The 20354-nt window shown below is 59.5% G+C and carries 15 protein-coding genes, 3 pseudogenes and 1 riboswitch; of the genes and pseudogenes, 12 read left to right on the top strand and 6 right to left on the bottom strand.

Annotation, left to right across the window (positions count from 1 at the left end; all coding sequences use genetic code 11):
* Window positions 1-26 precede the first annotated feature (26 nt).
* The 4 genes and pseudogenes from NKJ17_RS31105 (at window position 27) to NKJ17_RS31090 (ending at window position 4993) form a co-directional block, all read left to right on the top strand.
* Window positions 27-407, top strand: coding sequence for a hypothetical protein (locus NKJ17_RS31105; protein WP_352691545.1), 381 nt, complete (start codon window positions 27-29; stop codon window positions 405-407).
* A 915-nt stretch (window positions 408-1322) separates the two neighbouring features.
* A pseudogene (gene glyA, locus NKJ17_RS31100) lies at window positions 1323-2661 on the top strand (serine hydroxymethyltransferase).
* Between the two features lie 54 nt (window positions 2662-2715).
* Window positions 2716-3891, top strand: coding sequence for a methionine adenosyltransferase (gene metK / locus NKJ17_RS31095; protein ID WP_352691544.1), 1176 nt, complete (start codon window positions 2716-2718; stop codon window positions 3889-3891).
* Window positions 3892-4000: 109 nt separating this feature from the next.
* Window positions 4001-4993, top strand: a complete 993-nt coding sequence (locus tag NKJ17_RS31090) for an adenosine kinase (RefSeq protein WP_352691543.1) — start codon at window positions 4001-4003, stop codon at window positions 4991-4993.
* A gap of 32 nt (window positions 4994-5025) precedes the next feature.
* Here NKJ17_RS31090 and NKJ17_RS31085 read toward each other — a convergent pair whose 3' ends face one another.
* Complete coding sequence (locus NKJ17_RS31085) at window positions 5026-5703, bottom strand: transposase (RefSeq protein WP_245274818.1); 678 nt, start codon at window positions 5701-5703, stop codon at window positions 5026-5028.
* A gap of 204 nt (window positions 5704-5907) precedes the next feature.
* Window positions 5908-6715, bottom strand: a pseudogene (locus NKJ17_RS31080) (IS5 family transposase); the annotation flags it as partial.
* Between the two features lie 247 nt (window positions 6716-6962).
* On the opposite strand from NKJ17_RS31080, the gene NKJ17_RS31075 reads away from it, so the two are divergent.
* From NKJ17_RS31075 to NKJ17_RS31055, 5 genes and pseudogenes are all read left to right on the top strand, one after another.
* Window positions 6963-7199, top strand: coding sequence for a hypothetical protein (locus tag NKJ17_RS31075; protein WP_352691541.1), 237 nt, complete (start codon window positions 6963-6965; stop codon window positions 7197-7199).
* 448 nt (window positions 7200-7647) lie between these two features.
* Window positions 7648-8907: a tyrosine--tRNA ligase gene (gene tyrS / locus NKJ17_RS31070; RefSeq protein ID WP_352691540.1), complete on the top strand. Its 1260-nt coding sequence runs from the start codon at window positions 7648-7650 to the stop codon at window positions 8905-8907.
* A 230-nt stretch (window positions 8908-9137) separates the two neighbouring features.
* Window positions 9138-10005: pseudogene (locus NKJ17_RS31065) on the top strand (MFS transporter); the annotation flags it as partial.
* The gene (locus tag NKJ17_RS31060) at window positions 9999-10340 is read left to right on the top strand and encodes an MFS transporter (protein WP_352691552.1); all 342 of its coding nucleotides are present in this window, start codon (window positions 9999-10001) and stop codon (window positions 10338-10340) included. The pseudogene NKJ17_RS31065 and the gene NKJ17_RS31060, both read left to right, overlap by 7 nt.
* Window positions 10341-10668: 328 nt before the next feature.
* Window positions 10669-11502 (top strand): helix-turn-helix transcriptional regulator, encoded by an 834-nt coding sequence (locus NKJ17_RS31055; protein ID WP_352691539.1) that lies wholly within the window; start codon window positions 10669-10671, stop codon window positions 11500-11502.
* 334 nt (window positions 11503-11836) lie between these two features.
* Here NKJ17_RS31055 and NKJ17_RS31050 read toward each other — a convergent pair whose 3' ends face one another.
* The gene (locus NKJ17_RS31050; RefSeq protein WP_352691537.1) at window positions 11837-12202 is read right to left on the bottom strand and encodes a hypothetical protein; all 366 of its coding nucleotides are present in this window, start codon (window positions 12200-12202) and stop codon (window positions 11837-11839) included.
* 419 nt (window positions 12203-12621) lie between these two features.
* Window positions 12622-12822: riboswitch (cobalamin riboswitch) on the top strand.
* 95 nt (window positions 12823-12917) lie between these two features.
* On the opposite strand from NKJ17_RS31050, the gene metE reads away from it, so the two are divergent.
* Complete coding sequence (metE, locus tag NKJ17_RS31045) at window positions 12918-15248, top strand: 5-methyltetrahydropteroyltriglutamate--homocysteine S-methyltransferase (protein WP_352691536.1); 2331 nt, start codon at window positions 12918-12920, stop codon at window positions 15246-15248.
* 98 nt (window positions 15249-15346) lie between these two features.
* Here the strand turns inward: metE and NKJ17_RS31040 are convergent, their stop codons facing one another.
* Genes NKJ17_RS31040 through NKJ17_RS31030 form a run of 3 tightly spaced genes read right to left on the bottom strand, consistent with a single transcriptional unit; the run spans window position 15347 to window position 17787 of the window.
* Window positions 15347-15565, bottom strand: coding sequence for an FMN-binding negative transcriptional regulator (locus NKJ17_RS31040; RefSeq protein WP_352691534.1), 219 nt, complete (start codon window positions 15563-15565; stop codon window positions 15347-15349).
* Window positions 15540-16502, bottom strand: a complete 963-nt coding sequence (locus NKJ17_RS31035; protein ID WP_352691532.1) for a dihydrodipicolinate synthase family protein — start codon at window positions 16500-16502, stop codon at window positions 15540-15542. The genes NKJ17_RS31040 and NKJ17_RS31035 overlap by 26 nt, the downstream gene beginning before the upstream one ends.
* Before the next feature lie 52 nt (window positions 16503-16554).
* Window positions 16555-17787: a trans-sulfuration enzyme family protein gene (locus tag NKJ17_RS31030; RefSeq protein WP_352691530.1), complete on the bottom strand. Its 1233-nt coding sequence runs from the start codon at window positions 17785-17787 to the stop codon at window positions 16555-16557.
* Window positions 17788-17869: 82 nt separating this feature from the next.
* Between NKJ17_RS31030 and pdxR the strand changes: the two genes are divergently transcribed.
* Window positions 17870-19366 (top strand): MocR-like pyridoxine biosynthesis transcription factor PdxR, encoded by a 1497-nt coding sequence (pdxR, locus tag NKJ17_RS31025; RefSeq protein ID WP_502906588.1) that lies wholly within the window; start codon window positions 17870-17872, stop codon window positions 19364-19366.
* Window positions 19367-19816: 450 nt separating this feature from the next.
* Window positions 19817-20354 (top strand): B3/B4 domain-containing protein (locus tag NKJ17_RS31015; protein WP_352691528.1); only part of this gene is annotated, 538 nt, incomplete at its 3' end.

Raw genomic sequence — 20354 nt, 5'->3', positions numbered from 1 at the left:
TCGTCTCACCAGGGGATATTGGGCCCTTGCCAGACGACAAAGCGCACAGCCTTGCCTATAAACCTGGACTGGCAACTGGATATTTTTGCTCGAAACCCAAGCCCACCAAAGTTCAAACATTTGATGATCTCGCTGCGCTCTTCAGGGAGCAGTTCGCCGAGAAGCGTTTTGCGGAAGTCGGCGAGGCGGCGCGTGAGATGCGCGAAAACGTACTTGAGCTTGCTTCGCCGTCAATGCGGCAAGCCGAACAGCTCATTGCTGAACGGGTCGGCGCGAGATGCATTCAGATTCTAGACGGCGCAGCCAGACCGCCCGAGGAAGAGCGCGCAGTCACTGACATTCTCGTAGCGCGGGAAATTGCGCGTGTCGATCTTGGCGTCGACCTGCTGGTGGCCCAACCACGCTAACGACATCATACCGCTGATTAGCCCAGCTTTTGTCTAGGCCACAGTTATGAGACTACGCACCACTTGGCCAGGAAGAAGATCGGATTGAAAGTGAACCTTCCTTGTCATCTTTGCATCACGGTCAGTCTGCACGAGATTGACCGCTGCAAGCCGGGAGCAAGACCGGGCTGCGCAAACGTTGCAACAGATCCTTCAAGGAAATTCATAGACTCTTAGCAACTCCGGTTCGCTGTGAATGGTAGGCTTATTGCAACGTTTGAGTCAGTGGAGTCCGGACCGTGGCTTATTCTCCGACCCGCCGAACTGCGTGCAATTTCGGCTAAAGGCAATGGCAAGAACAGCGCCCATCTTGTTTGTTCGACACAGCCATATTGGCTCAAAACAGTATCTTCACGGCCACCGAGATTGTCCGGTCGGTGGACAAGCAACCATATTATTTCGTTCGAAAGCTGCAACATCTGTGGAGAACGCGAAATGACAAATTCAGTAGGACGAGTGCCCAGGCTTTCCAAGTGGCTTGGTCCTGCCCAATGCTGACACTGGTCAGTCGCCTTCGGACGGCAGCGCATCTAGATCGCCTTCGAATCCTAGGCCTTTGCGCGCATGCGGACCTAACTGTCTGCCAGCTAGCGGAGATTCTGGGTCTGCGTCGTGAGCACGTTGTACGACACGTCCGGCTGCTGGCCAGAGCCGACTTTCTTTACTGCAACGAACAACGTCCGTGGTGCTCGTACCATCTCAAAGCAGGAGGTAAGGACGGCGGGCTGGTTCAACTGTTGGTTGATCTCCTGCCCCACGGCGATGGCTATCACAAACGAGACCTTCAACGGCTCGAAGCCACACAAGACGCGCCGTCGAAGGGGATCGCATGCTTGACCGTGAAATAGATCAGTCGAATTGGAGCGCGAAACCACCATGTACAACTCCGCCGACGGCGCCATCGCGCCGCGCGACACTTACGGACGGTCTCGATTGGCCGCGGTTGATTGCCGCGTTCACGAACTGCTTCTGAGACAGGAGCGGCAGGAGCGGACGACCCTTAAGCTCATCGCCTCAGAGAACTTTGCCTCCTCGGCCGTGCTGGAAGCAACCGGTTCGATTTTCATGAACAAGTACGCCGAGAGGTACCCCGCTGCGCGCTACTACGCGGGAAACGAGATCGTCGATGAGCTTGAGAACCTCGCCATTGAGCGCTTGAACACGTTATTCGGCAGCGAACACGCCAACGTCCAGCCTTATTCCGGCTCGCCGGCCAATCAGGCTGTCTACCGCGCGCTTTTGAGCCCCGGTGACAAGATCATGGGCTTGCCCCTTCCGGAAGGGGGCCATCTGACTCATGGTTGGGCCATCAACTTTTCCGGAACTGACTATCAACGCGTCCCCTATGGACTAGATGAAAAGACACAGCAGATTGACTATGACCGCTTGCGCGAGACAGCCAAGCGGGAACGGCCGCGGCTCATTTGGGTCGGCGGAACTGCTTACCCGCGTGTCTTTGACTACGCGGCAATGGCAGAAATCGCCCTGGAAGCGAACTCCTATCTCGTAGCCGACATTGCGCACATCAGCGGCCTGATTGCCGCGGGAGCGCACCCGAATCCCGTGCGCCATTGCGACGTGGTCAGCAGCACCTCCCACAAATCGATCCGCGGTCCCCGCGGTGGCTTCATTTTGTCAAGGAATGAAGATCGTTATCAAGCGCAGTATCATTCGAAGGGCAAATGCAATTTCGCCAGACGAATAGATCGCGCTGTCTTCCCTCAACTGCAAGGCGGCCCCCATATGAATGTTATCGCGGCGCTAGCTGTCGCTTTGAGGGAAGCCGCAGACCCGTCCTTCCGCAGTTACGGCCAACAGATTGTCAAAAATGCCAAGGCTCTGGCCCACGCGCTTCTGGACCGAGGTTATGACCTGGTCACCGGGGGCACTGACAATCACATGCTAATCCTTGATCTTCGCGAACGACCACTATCAGGCAATGCCTATGCCGAGCGGTTAGCGAAGGCAGGCATCATTACGAACTTTAATATGGTGCCGGGGGACCCGCGCCATCCTGAGGTCACAAGCGGAATTCGCCTGGGGGCGCCAGCAGTGACGTCAATGGGCTTGCGCGATGTGGAAACCGTGCAAATTGCTGGCTTCATGGACTCCGTCCTCCGGCGAGCCAGAAGACGAAGATCTCCATGCCTGCGTGCGAAGAGACGTTGCCGACTTGTGCGCTGCGTTCGAGGTCCCGGGCCTCACCGACAGGTAAGGTGGGCTAAGCAAAATGCCCCATACAACTCCAACACCCGAAGCGAGGCATTTCATGGCTAGGCAGTTCGTGTTCTCTTCCGAATCGGTTGGCGCGGGACACCCGGACAAGTTGGCCGACAACATCTCGGATGCCATCCTCGATGCCATCCTCCGCACCGATCCCAAGGCGCGCGTCGCCTGTGAAGCGTTGGTAAAATCAGGGATGGTCGTTCTGGCTGGCGAGATTACCAGCGACGCGCAGGTGGATTATAGCCAAGTTGCGCGCGATACGATTCTCGATATTGGATACGACAACGAGGCCGTCGGCTTTGACGGCCGGCGTTGCTCCGTCGTTCATGCACTCACCGAGCAGTCGCCCGACATCAGCCAGGGCGTTGACGAGGGACGAGGGCAGGACCTCCAACAGGGAGCGGGAGATCAGGGCCTCATGTTCGGCTACGCATGCCGCGAAACCGATACTCTGATGCCTTTGCCGATCCAGCTCGCTCATCGCTTGACGAAACAACAGGCAGATGTCCGGAAAGCACGACAGCTTGGCTGGTTGCGTCCTGACATGAAATCCCAAGTCTCAGTGCGCTATGAGGGGTTGCGCCCGGTCGCCCTGGATACCATCGTCGTATCGACCCAACATGACGAGCAGGTCTCGCAAGAGACGGTCCGCGAGGGCGTCATTGAGGAAATCATAAAGCCTGTCCTGCCGACCCACCTGGAGACGGAAGGCATCAGAATTCTGGTCAACCCGACGGGGAGGTTCGTAGTCGGCGGGCCGCGCGGCGACTGCGGTCTCACTGGACGCAAGATCATCGTCGATTCCTATGGTGGGATGGGTCGTCACGGCGGCGGCGCCTTTTCGGGCAAGGACCCGTCCAAGGTTGACCGCTCAGCTGCCTATGCGGCCCGGTATGTCGCAAAGAATATCGTCGCTAGCGGACTTGCGGACGTCTGCGAGGTGCAGCTTGCTTACGCAATCGGCGTGGCCAGTCCGGTTTCTGTCATGGTCAACACGTTCGGAACAGCGAAGGTTGAGGAAAGAAGGATCGAGCGCCTCATTCTTGAGTTGTTCGATCTCAGACCGAAGGGCATTATCAAGATGCTTGATCTCTTACGCCCTATATACCGCAAGACCGCGACCTATGGCCATTTCGGCCGTGAAGAGCCTGATTTCACCTGGGAGAAGACAGACAGGGCCGACGAATTGCGTCGCGAGGCAGGACTTGCCGCCCCGTGAGGGCTGGCGCCGAACGGATTGGCAAGCGCAAAGCCCATTCCCACTGGCCAGACCCGCCCGCGCCCGGCGTGGCAGAAAGCCGGTGGGTTTTTGGCGGAGACATGAATTGATGCCGGACTATGACGTGCTTTGTATCGGAAATGCCATCGTCGACATCATCGCCCAGTGTGACGAGGCGTTCCTGGAGACCAACGGCATCATCAAAGGCGCGATGAATTTGATCGACACGAGGCGCGCCGAACTGCTCTACAGCCGCATGGGCCCGGCCATCGAAGCCTCCGGCGGCAGCGCCGGCAACACGGCGGCGGGCGTCGCCTCCTTCGGCGGCCGCGCCGCTTTCTTCGGCAAGGTCTCCAACGACGCGCTCGGCAAAATCTACGCGCATGACATGCATGCCCAGGGCGTCGCCTTCGACACCAGGCCGCTCGATGGCGAACCGCCGACGGCGCGCTCGATGATCTTCGTCACGCCGGACGGCGAGCGCTCGATGAACACCTATCTCGGCGCCTGCGTCGAGCTCGGCCCGGAGGATGTTGAGGCCGACAAGGCGTCGGGCGCCGCCGTCACCTATTTCGAGGGCTATCTGTGGGACCCGCCGCGCGCCAAGGAAGCGTTCCGGCAGACGGCGAAGTTCGCCCATGCCGCCGGGCGCGAAGTGTCGATGACATTGTCGGACTCGTTCTGCGTCGACCGCTACCGCGACGAATTCCTCGACCTGATGCGCTCGGGCACCGTGGATATCGTCTTTGCCAACAGCCACGAGATCAAGTCGCTCTACCAGACCGCGTCCTTCGACGAGGCGCTGGCGCAGATCCGCAGGGACTGCAAGATCGCCATTGTCACCCGTTCGGAAAAGGGCTCGGTCATCGTGCGCCGCGACGAGACCGTCACCATCGAGGCGACCGGGATCCGCGAGCTGGTCGACACGACAGGCGCCGGCGACCTCTACGCCGCCGGCTTCCTCTACGGCTACACGCAAGGCCGCAGCCTCAAGGATTGCGGCGATCTCGGCTCGCTGGCAGCCGGGCTGGTCATCCAGCAAATCGGCCCAAGGCCACGGCAAAATCTGCGCCGAGAGGCGGAGCAGGTGGGATTGCTGTAGGTGGCGAGCCAAGAACCAGCTGCCCAGCCTCCTTAATCCAGCCCGAGCCTTTTCTTCAGTTCCGCATTCTCCTTGCGGAGACGATCGGCAAGCAGGCTCTTTAGCCGCTTGTTTTCTTCCTCGAGCGCGACGAGATCCTTCAGCCCGTCACTGTCCGCCGCCGGCGCCGCCGCCTTCTTCCAAAGATAATATGTCTGTTCCGAGATGCCGGCTTGCTTCACCGCGCTCTTGAGAGTAGCGCCGCCGCCGATCGAGGTCTCGATCTGCGCCAGCTTCTGGGCACGATCCTTCGCGGAGTAGCTCTTTCGGCCTGTTCGCGCTGACGGCGGTGCTTCAGTGGTCGCGGATATCGGCTTGGCGCCCTCCTTGCGGGCAGGCGCGCTCGCCTCAGCTTCTGGCTTCCTCGACCGCCGCGCTCTCGTCTTCGGTTTTGGCGTTTCCGCTTTGTCTGCCGGTGCGCTAGGAACTACTGCCGACTCGGTTTCCAGGGGATTGGCCATGAAATGCTCCACTCGCGGTTTTTGCAAAGGTTCAGCATCAAGGGCCACTACAGTAGAGTCAACAAGCTGACGATTTAACGGCTCGACTTCCTTTGTTGTCTCGGCCATCGCCGCGGCGATGTCGAAATTGCCCCAGATGGAACGTGCGGATTTTTGATAATTGCGCTTTTGTTTGACTTCCACGGTGAATGGTCGCGTCTGCCGCCTCATAGTTCCTTCCTGAATAGGAGAATGAAGTCGCCGCTCGAATTTTTGGCGCTTGCTGCTTAGCGCGGAGCATTATCGTATAGCCGCTCAACGGGCAAGTGATGCCGGTCTTCGATGGCTGACCCATCTGGGGAGATTTGAGCGGCTTCGCGCGTCCTGCGCATGCCTGTAAGAGCCTGACTCGAAACTCGACGCACGACGTGGAGCTGCCATGCGGCGAAGCATGAGGCGGATCGAGGCGATGAAGATCCATGCCTCGGCGCTGGCGATGGTCGCCTCGAAGTCTTTGGCGAGCCGGCGACAACGTCCCAGCCAGGCGAAAGTTCGCTCGAGGACCCATCGTCGTGGCAGCACCTCAAAGCCCTTGGCCGCGTCGGAGCGCTTGATGATTTCGATGGTCCATGTGCCGAGATTGGCCAGTGCCTGCGACAGTTTTTCTCCGGCATAGCCGCCGTCGGCGAACAGATGCCGCAACCAGGGAGAAAGCCGTCGAATGGAGGCGATGACGCCGACTGCCTTCCTGGATGTCGGCCGTGTGCACCGTCAGCCCGACCAAGTGTCCCTCGGTGGCAGTAATGATATGGCGCTTGCGGCCTTTGACCTTCTTGCCGACGTCGTTACCGCGCAAACCGGCAACGTCCGTGGTCTTTGCCGATTGGCTGTCGATGACACCGGCGCTCGGGCTCGCCTCGCGACCAAGCGCCAGGTGTGCCGCAGCCACCAAGTGCAAGTTGATGGTCTTCCACAGCCCGTTGTCCCGCCAGGCATAGAACTAGCGTTGAACCGTCGAGACCGGCGGGAACCGATCCGGCAATGCCCGCCATTGGCAGCCGGTCCAGGCGATGTAGAGGAGCACGTCCACGACCGCCCGAAGTTCTGTCGTCCGCGGTCGTCCCGTTGTCTTCGTTCCCGGCAGGAACGGCTCGAGCAACGCCCATTCCCTGTCCGTCAACGCGTTTGCATCTCGCTGCCCCGCGCGGCAATATCGCCGGCGGGTGGTCTCCGTCCAACCCATGTCGTTATCCCGTTCAAGTCTAGACAACTCAAGCGAATCACAACGGACGGGGCCACTCAACCGCTTCCACCCCCAAAACCGAGTTTCGGGTCAGGCTCTAAGGCCAAACACCATGCCATTGTGGGTGGTGGTTTGCGTGGCGAGACACGCCTGGTAAGGACCCTCGTGGTTCCGGTACGGCCCCTGAATATCGTGGTCGCAATTGGGGTGGTAATGGTTTGGCGGGATTTGCTGACGCGAGAAAACGGTGTCGCTGCCGCCGCCGCAAACCTTCCTCGATGAAATCGCCGCCACTGCAGCCCTTTTCGCCTGCTTCACACCAATTGCAGGCGTAGGTTTCAGGATTCACGCCGTTTTTGCCGGTGGCGCAATACGGCGTCGGAAAATTACCCACATTGAACTGACCTTGAACATCGGCAAAGGCGATGCAGGCCTTCTTCCCTGTCTTGAACCAGCAACTGATCGCGTGCAGTCATCCGGATAAGCCGCCCCGCCGGAGGCCAAGCTGACTTGGTGACACACGAACGCATTATTGTCTTCCGGTCTGGCGGCAACAGTATCAGCAGGACGGCAAAGCTGACCGGCTGCAGCGAAGCGCAGGTGAAGCGCGCTGGGCTCGACATCAGAAGGAAAGCGGGAAGCAGGAAATGTTGTCGCAAAAGTTGAGTTCTGCGACGGTGCAAAAGTCAGTTGCAAAATCGTCGCGACAGAGGCTCGGCAGCTCCCCGAAGTAGCCATTTCAGATTGCTTGCAGGTGCGGATAAAGTCCTTTATGCATCGGCACATGATCAAGTCCGCGCTCATCGCTGCAATCTATTATGCGACGCTTCCATAAGGAGCGGCGCGTTTCGATCATGCCTTGAAACAAGCCGCCGTCAGGCGGCTTTGTTCATTGAGAGGACCCCCTGGCGGCAATACCAGGAGGATTCCCTATGGCACTTCCCGATTTATCAACCGGTCATTCCAAACCATGTTCGGCGGCTTTGAAGACGCTCATTGAGCGCGGCTATGTAAATCAAGGGACCGACCTGCCGGGTGTCGATGCCGCCTTTGAAGCAGGCATCGTACCCGCTTACGCTGGTTTCGATGCGACGGCTGACAGTCTTCATGTCGGCCATCTTCTTCTGATCATGGCGCTTCGTCATCTTCAGCAGACTGGCCATAAACCCATCGTTCTCATTGGGGGTGGGACCACCCGCATCGGCGATCCCAGCTTCCGTTCGGACGCGCGGCCGATGCTGACGGACGAGCGGATCGCCGCCAACATTGAAGGGATCAGAAAGGTCTTTGGCCGTCTCCTTGTCTTCGGAGACGGCCCGACGGATGCCGTGATGGTGAACAATGCCGACTGGCTGGACAGCATTCGTTGGATCGACATGCTGAGAGACGTCGGCAGGCATTTCTCCGTCAATCGGATGCTCTCTTTCGACAGTGTGAAGTCGCGGCTGGAAAAGCAGGAGAATCTGAGCTTCTTAGAATTCAACTACATGATCCTCCAAGCGTTCGACTTCCTTGAGCTAACCCGCCGGACCGGTTGCCGTTTGCAGATGGGTGGAGCCGACCAGTGGGGGAACATCATCAATGGCATCGACTTGATACGGCGGACGGATGGAAAGGAAGTCTTCGGAGTGACTACGCCGCTTCTGAAGACTCCTTCAGGTGTCAAGATGGGTAAGACGGCTGCCGGAGCTGTGTGGCTCAACGAAGATCGCCTTTCGCCATACGATTACTGGCAATTCTGGCGTAACACGGAAGACGCTGATGTCGTTCGGTTTCTGAAGCTTTTCACCGATCTGCCGATGAACGAGATCGAGCGATTTGGACAGGCTGAAGGAAGCGAGCTAAACGCCGTCAAAGAACGTCTCGCCAACGAAGCTACGGCCCTGGCACATGGAACTAACGCCGCCAAACAGGCGGAGGCCACGGCTAGCCAAGCATTTGGGCAGGGCGAAGCCGCAGAGGGGCTACCGACGCTTCATCTAAATGACGCCGAGGGGTTGGCCGGAGTAGCCCTTGTGGATTTGCTGGTACGCGCCGGATTGACCTCCTCCAAAGGGGAAGCGCGAAGGGCGATCTCGGGACGAGGTGTGCGGATCAACGGCAACGTTGTCGAGGTTGATACAATGATATCTTCCCAAGACCTCCCGATCCGGCTTTCGCTCGGCCGGAAGCGCCACACTGTTGTAAAGTAGGGTTTCAGCAAATGCTGTCGCAGAAATTCTGCCCGCTTAGCGGATATTGCAGACATTCGCGTCGAGTTCCCTGAGGAATGTCGAGAGACACTCCTCAGGGGGTAGTTAAGGCCGCCAAGTTTTCTGGGTTAGCAGGCGCGCCACTGTGGCAGCTTGGCTTGTATGGCGAGGCCATGGTTGAGTGAGGCGAACCAAATCCAGCCCCGCGGTCGATCCCGAAGCTTCCCACAATGGCGAAGAGAACATCTTCACTGGTTCCTTTTCAGCACAAGACCTTCCGTTCGCTATGGTCGGCTGCACTCATTTCGAACCTTGGCACCCTAGTGGAAGGTGCGGCGGCAGCTTGGCTGATGACGAGCATCGCCACCTCCCATGGAATGGTGGCGCTCGTCCAGTCATCGACCACCCTCCCCTACATGATCTTCTCGCTCGCGGCGGGAGCGCTCGCGGACAAGTTTGACCGTCGCCGGATCATGTTGACTGCGCAACTGCTGATGGTCTGCGTATCCGCCTTCCTGGCGTTCCTGACCTATGCGGGGAATGACACCCTGGACCCTTCTGGGTCTCACCTTCCTAATCGGCTGTGGTTGGGCATTGCACGATCCCTCTTGGCAAGCCTCCATGGGAGATATCCTGCCTCGCGAACACCTGCCAAGCGGGGTTGCGCTCAACGGCATGAGCTACAATCTCATAAGCAGCATCGGGCCGGCGATTGGCGGCATAATCGTGGCCACAGCCGGTGCGGCCTTCGCGTTCCTCTTCAACGTCCTTTGCTACTTCGCTCTGATCGCTGCGCTGTTGCGATGGAAAGCCGAACGGGCACGACAAGCGCTGCCGCGGGAGGCTTTCGGCAGTGCGATGGCGGCGGGCTTCCGTTACGTGCTCTTGTCGCCGAACCTTCTCAAGGTGATGTGCCGGAGTTTCATTTTCGGCCTCACCGCCGTTGTCATTTTGGCTCTCCTGCCGTTGGTCGCTCGCGAACAGATCAAAGGGACCGCAGTCACCTACGGCGTGATGCTCGGCTTCTTCGGCCTGGGAGCGATTTGCGGCGCGCTCCTCATCGGGCGGGTCCGAGAAGTTCTCTCCAACGAATGGGTCATTCGCGGTGCGTTCTTTGTATTGGCGATCAGCTGCTTCTTTCGGGCATGGAGCGAGCACGTTGGGCTGAGCTGTCTCACCTCATGCCAGCCGGTGCGGCCTGGATTCAATCATTCTCGCTGTTTAAGGTCACAGTGCAGCTTTCGGCGCCGCGGTGGGTGGTTGGACGCGCCCTCTCTCTATCAGACGGCCACATACGGCGGCATGGCGGCGGGAAGCTGGCTTTGGGGCGAACTGGCGGATGTCCAAGGTGTTTCGGGAGCCTTGCTCGTCCGCCAGCTGGTTCTTGTCATTGGGGGACTGATGGGCATCCTTCTGCGTCAGCCGGATTTTGAAACGCTCAATCTGGATCCGACCAACAAGTTCAGCGAACCGACGCTGCAACTTGACCTGCGGCCACGAAGCGGTCCGATCATGGTGATGATCGACTATCGTGTCGATCAGAGAGATCCAGACTCGCCCACAATAATTATCTGAATTTCAGCAGTAATTTTTGATCGCCCATTCGTGCTGTGTACCAGCCCTGTGTCTTGCGCAAAGTGGTCACGAACGGCTGCGGGAGCCTCGAAGACGCCCTAAAAACACATGCTGCGATTTTTGAACACGCTTGACGTGTTAGATTAATTCATCCACAATGCGTGTGTTGAACACGCGAGGTGAGTTATGAACATGAAAGAGCTTAGGGTTCGACTGGGCATGACTCAAAAAGATTTGGCAGAGCAGATGGCAACGACGCAACAGACTGTGGCCCGTTGGGAAACAGGCAAAACGCAGTTGAACGTCGAGCAGATCAAGGACCTTTGTCTCACGTTGAAATGCACGGTCGAGGAGCTGCTGGGCTGGAAGATTGATGTCGAGGAGTGGCGCACGAGCCCGTTTGCAATTGCCGATGCCGAAACGCGATACGGCACGCTCAGAATCAAGACGACTGTTGGCAACCGCCAATATCCTATCGATGAAAAGGCGCGTGAATCGATTTTACGTCAATTGAAGGAACTTCATAATCTTCGTAGAAATAACACAAGCAGGCCATGGCTGTATTGTTGGAGCCTTGACAACAAAATACTCTTGATAAATCCGCAATATGTCCGCACCATTGAGCTTATCGGTGACGATGTAGAGGAGATGCCAGAGTATTATCATCCAGAAATCTATCGGGCTTTGGATGACTGGGATAAGGGTGAGGTTTCAGGAAAGCTGAAGAAAGAATGCGATGCCATCATCGCAGAGATGGGTGATCAGGAAGCCGTGCGCATGGCCTCCTATGTTCGCGTCACATATGACGACCGAGAAGATGAGTGGAACTTCTTGGATGAAGAAACCGCTACGACTTTCTTCGGATTGGAAGCTGCGACCTTTGACGTTCCCCAGTGTAGTTTCGCCGAAGTGGAGGAAGAAGGTTACTACCAAGCGCGATACGCCAACCTTGATCGCGTCGCGGTGATGGAGGTTCCAAGCGACCGTTATCACAGATTGACCGCGCCCGAGGAAGCTTAGAACCATCCACGAAGGGCGCATGTTACATCTCGACCTTGCGTGGTGCGTTTTCAGTACGAGATGACGTTAAGCGTAGGTAGTGGCAGGTAAGAGTGCTCGACCAGAAGCTCAACTGCCTCCTCAATATCGCTGCCGATGTGCCGCAGGACACGTCCACGGGAGCGTGGATAGGCGTGAAGTTCCTGCACTCCACGGTCCGCTCTCCCATCGCCGGTATGTGCCCGACGCCATCTTGTGGACGAGCTTGGCCGCCTGCACCCGGTTGTATTCCGGCTTGCGGTCCGCCTGGGGGTCCGCCGCGATGGCTATCTCCATGTCAATCGGCGCCGAACTTTCACTGCCCGCTGCTTTTGATGATTTGGCGAGGTCCCGCGCAATCACTCTTGGTCTTCTCCTTGAGGCCCTGTGTCGCGAACTTGTGGTCCAGCAGGGCAAACAGGTCCAAGTCCCCCTCCGCCCGTGGCGCTGGCTTGCCCTCACCGCCCTCGGCTTCCAATTGGGGAACCGCTTCTGCGCGCTGCACCGTGGCGATTGTCCGCCCAAGACGCATCGCAAGATCGAACGCCAAACCGTGCGCGTGCACGACGATTTGCCGCTCAGGCCCATTTGGACAGGACTTGAGCTGGCCCGGTGGTTTGAGCCGGGTTACCTTGAGCCGGTGGGCTGCGAACACGCAGTTCGAGACATTGGCCTCGATCACTTCGCAACAGGCCGCTGCGCCGGGCCTCGGGTGCTCCCCCCGAAATCGTTGTGTCGTATCACCGAGGGCATCACGGCCAACAGTTTCCACATGGGCAATAGCCTCGCCATTGAGCCGGATGTGGTCGCGAGCAGATCACCGACGAAGCGGTCGGAACCTCGAAGCCGAAGTTCGATGCCGAGGTGGCGTTCGCATGATGCGGGAAGCAGCACCACGGCGCTTGCCGGTATGTTTGCCGCCGGGAGCCGACGAACTCCTATCCTCCTGGACAAGGGCGCCGTGCGTCATTGCTTTGATTTACCGGCCGCTCAAGGCTTCCACAGTTTTCGCTTTCGAGGCGACCTTTGGAACATGCCAACGTTTAACATAACGACATAAACATTTCTTTATGCGGCGTTGACAAAGAAGCGAACTGTTGTAATTGTCTCCCGCGTCGTGGTTCTCCGTACGGCGCTGCCGCAGCGGAGCTAAGAGGGAAGCCGGTGCGATGCCGGCGCTGCCCCCGCAACTGTTAGCGGCGAGCCAACCCCACTCATGTCACTGAGGCGAATAGCCTTGGGAAGACGGGTAGAGGCTATGACCCCGCGAGCCAGGAGACCTGCCACGGCGAATTACGTCCACGGGCGGGGTGTCTCGGTGGCCGCTGCAGCCTGCCGTTCGTGCCGGCCTGCTAGCGCCTTCCTTGTCACCGACGCCCCAACCATCGGGGTCTGGCATGACTGTCTCTCAGCAAATTCCTGTAGCCACGCTCGGCGTGCCCCGCTTCGGTCGTCGGCGAGAACTGAAATTCGCGCTTGAAAGCTACTGGTCCGGAAAATCGTCCGCTGCCGACCTTCTCACGACCGCGAAGGCGCTCCGTGCCGCTAGCTGGGAGGAGCAGCACGATCGCGGCGTGTCGAAAATCCCGTCGAACGACTTCTCGCTCTACGACCATGTGCTCGACACCGCAGCCATGGTCGGCGCCGTTCCATCCCGTTACGGCTGGAATAGCGGCGAGGTTCCACTTGACATCTACTTCGCAATGGCGCGGGGCAACCAGGGTTGTCGACACGCTGGTCACCAGCAGGCGGCTCATGGGCCTGATGTAACCGCGATGGAAATGACCAAGTGGTTTGACACCAACTATCACTACATTGTGCCGGAACTCGACGATGGTCAGACGTTCGCCCTCTCGTCGACGAAACCGGTCGACTACTTCCTCGAGGCTAAAGCTCTCGGCATTCACACACGCCCAGTCATCCTTGGACCGGTCACCTTCCTCAAGCTGGCGAAATCGCCTGCCGAAGGCTTGGATCCCGTTGCACTCCTACCACGGCTTCTGCCCGTCTACGAGCAACTCCTGCGGAGGTTGAAGCTGTCGGGTGCCGATTGGGTGCAGATCGATGAGCCAGCGCTTGTCCTCGATCTGAACCCGAACGAACGAGCTGCGTTCGAATTCGCCTATGGCCAGCTGTCGAAAGCCGCGCCCGAGCTGAAGATCATGCTGGCTACCTATTTCGGGCCGCTGGGAGACAATCTCGAAACCGCGGTTTCTCTGCCCCTGGCCGGGCTGCATATTGATCTCGTGCGCCATCCCGAGCAACTGGAAACTGTGGGTCGGCTCGCACCGAAGGATCTGGTGCTCTCGCTTGGCTTGATCGATGGCCGCAACGTCTGGCGTGCGAACCTGCCCGCCATTCTCGACCGCATCAAACCGATCGTCGCCGGCTGGCCCTTGGACCGCGTCGAGATCGCGCCTTCTTGCTCGATGCTGCACGTGCCGATCGACCTGCGCATGGAGACCAAACTCGACGCGGACATCAGGTCGTGGCTCGCCTTCGCGGCCCAGAAGACCGACGAGTTGGTGTTGCTGGCCCGGGCCCTGACTCAAGGCAGGGATGCGGTGGCAGGCGCGTTGAAAGCGTCTGCCGAGGCTGCCGCCACTCGCGTGACATCCACGAAGATCCATGACCCGCTTGTTGAGGGACGGATCGCCAGCATTCACGACAGCATGAAGCGACGAGAGAGCGCTTTTGCCGAGCGCTCCAGAGTCCAGGCCGGCACGCTCGGGCTGCCGCCGTTCCCGACGACGACCATCGGGTCCTTCCCGCAGACGCGGCAGGTACGCAGGGCGCGGGCCGCTCATGCGAAGGGCCAGCTGAGCTATGTCGACTACGAGACCTTCCTGAAGAAGGAGATCGAGGCTGCAATTCGCTGGCAGGAAGAGATCGGGCTGGACGTGCTGGTGCACGGTGAGTTCGAACGAAACGACATGGTACAGCATTTCGGCGAGCAACTGTCCGGCTTCGCCTTCACCCAGCATGCCTGGGTACAAAGCTATGGGTCCCGCTACGTGCGTCCCCCCATTATCTTCGGCGACGTATCGAGGCGCAATCCGATGACGGTGCGCTGGTGGCAATTCGCCCAGTCGCTTACGGAAAACCCTGTGAAGGGAATGCTCACAGGCCCAGTGACCATTCTCAACTGGTCATTTGTTCGCGACGACGTACCCCGCTCCGAAGCATGCCGCCAGATCGCGCTCGCCATCCGCGACGAAGTGACGGATCTCGAATGGTCCGGCGCAAGGATGATCCAGATCGATGAGGCCGCGTTTCGCGAAGGATTGCCACTGCGCCAGTCTGATTGGAACGACTATCTCGACTGGGCTGTCGAATGCTTCCGGATCGCTTCAACGGGTGTAAAGGACGCGACTCAAATCCATACCCACATGTGCTATTCGGAGTTCAACGAGATCATCGACGCGATCGCTGAAATGGATGCGGATGTCATTTCGATTGAGACGCGCTCGAAGATGGAACTGCTGGAGGCCTTCACGAGCTCCAAATATCCGAATGAAATCGGGCCCGGAGTCTACGACATTCACTCACCACGGGTCCCGGAAGTCGGCGAGATTTCGGATCTCGTCATGCTTGCCCGCGAGCGACTGTCCGATGCCCAATTGTGGGTAAACCCGGACTGTGGCCTCAAAACCCGCAAGTGGGAGGAGGTCCGCCCTGCCCTCATGAACATGGTTGCTGCAGCACGCGCGCTCCGGGAGAAAGTGTAGGCCGGAAGGTTTCCTGGTTGCTCACCATGTGGTGAGTTAGCGGCTGCCGCATGTGGGCCGTGAATGTGCCAAAACGCGATCACATCCTTTGAAATAAGTCACTCGAGCGAGAAAGTGCCCTTTCCTTCGGCACGTGTACTAATCGCGCAGGAATAAAGGGAACCGTTTTCTCCCTGTGACGTGTCGAGTTCGAAGGGGATGTGATTGGCGTCGAGACCGCTCCGGCCATGGGTTATCAGCATGCCAAGTGCGCTGTTCTCGATCAGTTCGTAAAGGACTTCTCGGCTCGGTTCATCGAAATGCGCGGGTACATACATGACAGGTTCCTTCACTGGCCGCCGGGTTCGCTGTTGACCGGCTGACATCCGATGGCAAGCGTTCCAACGCGGCGGCGATCTGGCGCTTCGCTGCTGAGGGCAGAGGCAGGATGGGACGCGGGGGGTCGGCACGGCAAATGTCGAGCAATTCGGCAAGTGCATAGACGACGCGAAGGCTCGAGAACTCCTTGAAGAGGCTCCAGAGCGGCGCAAGCGTGGCATCGATCCGTCGCGCTTCGGCCGCATCGCCCTGTTGCGCCGCCGTGACGATCTTCACGCAGACCTCGGGCAGGATGCCGGCGAGGACGCTGTACCATGTGTCGGCGCCGGCGATTATGGCCTCTGCAGCGTTCCAGTCGCCGCTGTAGCCGATCGAGAACCCTTCCGGCACAGTGCGCCTCTGGTCGGCCAGATGGCTCTTGATCGCATCGCCCTTGTCTGTCGGATTCTTGATAGCGACAATCCCACCCACCTTTGCCAGGCGGCTGACGAGTGCTGGGGTGAAATGGAAATGCGTCGTTCCTGGATTGTCGTAGACGACGATCGGCAGGCCGCTCTCGCACGCCACCGTCGAGAAATGTTCGAACACCTCGTCCTCAGTGAGCGGGGTGTAGGAGGCGGCCGCAAGCAGCCCCGCGGCAACTCCAAGGGCCTTGGCGTCCTGCGCGAACCTCACTGCTTCATCGGTGCGCAACGCGCCCACACCCACCACGACCGGCGTTCGCCCGGCGATTTCGTCCAAGGTCTCGGCGAGCGTCCGTCGCCGTTCCTCGCGCGACAGATACATGTAGGTGCCGGTGCTGCCGAGAAGACCGATGGAGTCGACCTGAGCGGCGCCAAGCCGAGCAATCAGCCTGCGCAGAGCAACGGTATCGACGCGGCCGTCACGATCGGCGGGCGTGATGGGAAACGCGGAAAGGCCGCTCAGGAATGCCATGGCAAGGCTCCGGGTTTGTACGCGAGCGCGGGACTGGCCGGACCACAGGTCATCACAAGGCGTCCAGAGCCCGCCGCAGGTCGGCGATCAGGTCCTCGGCGTCTTCAAGACCCACCGAGAGACGCATGAGGTCCTCGCCGACTCCATCGGCCAGATGCGCATCCTTGCGGATCGGCTGACGAGCACGGGTCAGGCTTGCCGGATGATAGATGAGGCTGTCGGCATCGCCGAGGCTGACAGCCCGGGTGATCAAATTGAGCCGGTCCATCATCCGGCGCGCGCCCTCGAACCCAGCGTGGAGGCCAAAGGCCAACATGCCCGAGCCTTGGGACATCTGCTTTCGCGCCGTCACCTGATCAGGGTGCGAGTCGAGGAAGGGATAACTCACCCATGCCACCGCCGGGTGCGCCTCGAGCGCCTGAGCCACCGCAAGGGCAGTGGCGCTGTGCCGTTCCATGCGCAGCGTGAGCGTCTTCAGACCGCGCAGGATCAGGAAGGCTGACATGGGCGAGAGCGCTGCGCCGGTGATGTAGCGCAGGCCCGTTTCGTGCAGCGTGCGGAGCGTTTGCGCGTCGCCGAGAATCGCCCCGCCAAGGGCATCGCCGTGCCCATTGATGTATTTGGTCAGCGAGTGGAGCACGAGGTCTGCCCCATGTTCGAGCGGCCGCTGGAGCGCGGGGGAGGCGAAGGTGCTGTCGACTGCAACCTTTACACCGCGCGCGTGGGCGCGCTCGGCAATGGCAGCGATGTCGAGGATGCGGCTCAGCGGATTCACCGGCGTCTCGAAGAAAACAAGCCGGGTCCGCTCGGTAATCGCGGCATCGAGATTTTGAGGATTGGACAGGTCGACCGCGACGACCTTGATGCCGAAGCGGGGGACCGCCTGTTCGACCATGGCAAGCGTGTTCGCATAAAGCGTCTTGTGGACGATGAGTTCATCGCCTTGGGACAGGAGCGACAAGATCAGTGTGCCGAAAGCCGCCATCCCCGAGGCAACGACCAAACCTGCCTCGGCTCCTTCCAGATTGGCGAGCCGTTGCTCGAGGATCTCCGTCGTCGGATTGTATTCGCGCGCATAGAGCCTTCCGCCAAGCGCGGCGGCGGCCTCGTTCGCTGCCACGCTTTCGAATCCATAGGTCGAGGTCAAGAAGACTGGCGGCTGAACGGCATTGGAAAAGCCGGCCGGATCGTAGCCATGATGGATCGCCCGAGTGGCGAATCCGGGACCGGTGTCGTTGAGCGACCGCGTGAGAGCATCGGTTTCGGATTGATAGGAACGGGTCATTCGGCCTCTAGATCTTTCTTGGGTTTCCGAAAGATTGACGGCAAACTGGCCAATGTGAAATATCCAGTTGGCGATGAATGAAATGGTCCAGTCTTCAAGTGCCGGTTCTGCAGGTCGCACGCACGCGATGGGTGCACGCCAGATCTACGAGGCTCTTCGCGAGCAGATCCTCGGAAGTGTCTACGAAACCGGCAGTCAGCTGCCGTCCTCCCGAGGCCTCGCAAATGACCTTGGGGTTTCGCGAACGACGGTGACGGTCGCCTATGAGCAACTGGCTGCGGAAGGTTTCATCGAAGTCCGTCAAGGCGCACGACCTCGCGTTGCATCCTCGCTGATCGGTCCTGAGACGAGCCGCACTGTCGCGAAACGAGTCGGCCCGGTTCATCTGTCCGCCTATGGGGAACGACTGCGCGCCACACCGCCCTGGCCAGATTATCTGCCGAACGCGCTAAAGGTCGATTTCCGCTATGGTGACCTGGCGCCGTCGGATTTCCCCGCATTGGTCTGGAAACGTGCGATGAACGAGGCGATGGCGCAGCGCCCGTTGCGTCTTGCCTATGACGATCCTCGCGGCTCGCGCCGGCTGCGCCAAGCGTTGCAGGGCTATCTCTGGCGCGCCCGAACTCTGAGTTGCGACCTCGAGCAGATCATCATCGTCAACGGTTCGCAGCAGGGCCTAGATCTGTGCGCTCGCCTGCTTCTCGATCCCGCCGACCGCTTCGTCATCGAGGACCCGTGCTATAGGATGGCACGTCAGGTCTTTGCAAGTACGGGTGCCTCGCCCGTCCCGGTCACCGTCGACGAGGACGGGATGAAGACGGAGTTGCTGGCGGGGATCGGGGCACGACTGGCCTATGTCACGCCATCGCATCAGTTTCCGCTGGGCGGCGTCATGCCGATCGCGCGCCGCCATCAGCTTCTGGAATGGGCGCGGCACAACAATGCCTATGTGATCGAGGACGACTACGACAGCGAATATCGCTACGACATCAATCCGGTCCCTCCGCTGCACAGTCTCGAGGACCACGGGGCTGTCATCTACCTCGGCACGATCTCCAAAACGCTCTCGCCGATGCTGCGTATCGGCTACCTCGTCGTCCCGACGGAATTGCAGGAGGTCTTCGCTACCGCCAAACAATTCGCGGACCGGCATTCGCCGGTGGCTGAACAGGAGGCTCTGGCCTGTTTGTTCGAGAGTGGCGGCTACGAAAGCCATGTGCGGCGTGTGCGCAGGCTGAACGGCGAGCGTCGGGAGACGTTGTTGGGCGCCTTGCGGCGCAGCTTCGGAGATCGCATCGCTGTCCAGGGAGCAGAGGCCGGTCTGCACGTCGTCGTTTGGTTCGACGAACTGCCGCGATCGCGGGAAACGACCCTGGTCGAAGCCGCCCGAGGCGCGGGCCTGGGGCTGCACCTGATCTCGCCCCTTTACGAGCGGCAATCGGACGAAGGCCACATCGATCGCGTGGGGCTTGTCATGGGCTATGCCGCCTTGAGCATTCGGCAAATCGAGAAGGGCGTTGAGATCCTGCGAGCGGTTGTCAAGCAGGTGCAAGACGCGTTGCCGGGACACGGTGGCTAAAACGGCGGGACGTGGCGTGCTGGCGAGGAAACCGATCCTTGGGCTGAACCGCGTTTCGTTGCAAAGCCGACTGGACTGGGAATACGCCATGCAACTGGTGCTGTTGATCAGGCCAGTTTGGCGGCAGATTTTTCGTGCGAGACGAATTTCCGAGAGCGATGCATGCGGCAAGGAAAACTGCTTCACATCCATATCGCGCCCGCTGCCTTTTATGAAATGGAGGATCTGGCGGAGGCGTAGCTTGTTGCCGGCCGAGCGGGCTCGAGCACCCGCAAGACATAATCGACGATCTCTAACCAGGCCTTGTCCACGGCCGAATGATGGAATTATCCATGGTGCGGCATGCACCATGCCGATGCCAGAAGATCTGGACGCTCGACAAGCACCTTTCTTCAAACATTTCCCGAACGACCCGCAGCGCAAAGCCTCCCCATGAGAAAAGAGCTTCCCATGTCTTTCACGACATTGATTGACCCCGAGATCAAGGCCCGCTACCCGGATTTTCATCTGATCAGCAGTGTGGTGCGGAACGCTGAAATCGACGTGCCGGATGCACAGGCGTTGAACGACACGATCGCGGCGGCGGAACAGGCCGCGCTTCGCGATGACGCCCAAAAGGACGCGCATCTTGCGGCGTGGGCCGTTGCCTACGAGGCTTTCGGCACAAAAGCCAATCGAACGCCGTGCTCGGCCGCCGCGCTTCTCAAGCGGGTGCGGAAAGATGGCTCTCTCCCGCGGATTTCCCCACTTGTTGATGCCTACAATGCCGTCAGCGTGTTGTATGGCGTTCCGATTGGCGGGGAGGATCTCGATCTTTACCAGGGGGTCCCGAGACTCTTAATTGCGAAGGGAGCGGAGCCATTCGACACGATCGAGCAAGGTGAAATGGTAACCGAGCATCCCGAACCGGGCGAAGTCATCTGGTGCGATGATGCCGGTGTCACGTGCCGCCGCTGGAACTGGCGGCAGGGGCGGCGCACCATGGTCA

The organism is Mesorhizobium sp. M0208, from assembly GCF_040322015.1.
Lineage (GTDB): Bacteria > Pseudomonadota > Alphaproteobacteria > Rhizobiales > Rhizobiaceae > Mesorhizobium.
Note: the sequence above shows the minus strand (reverse complement) of the source record. Positions and strands in the feature narration are given on the sequence as shown.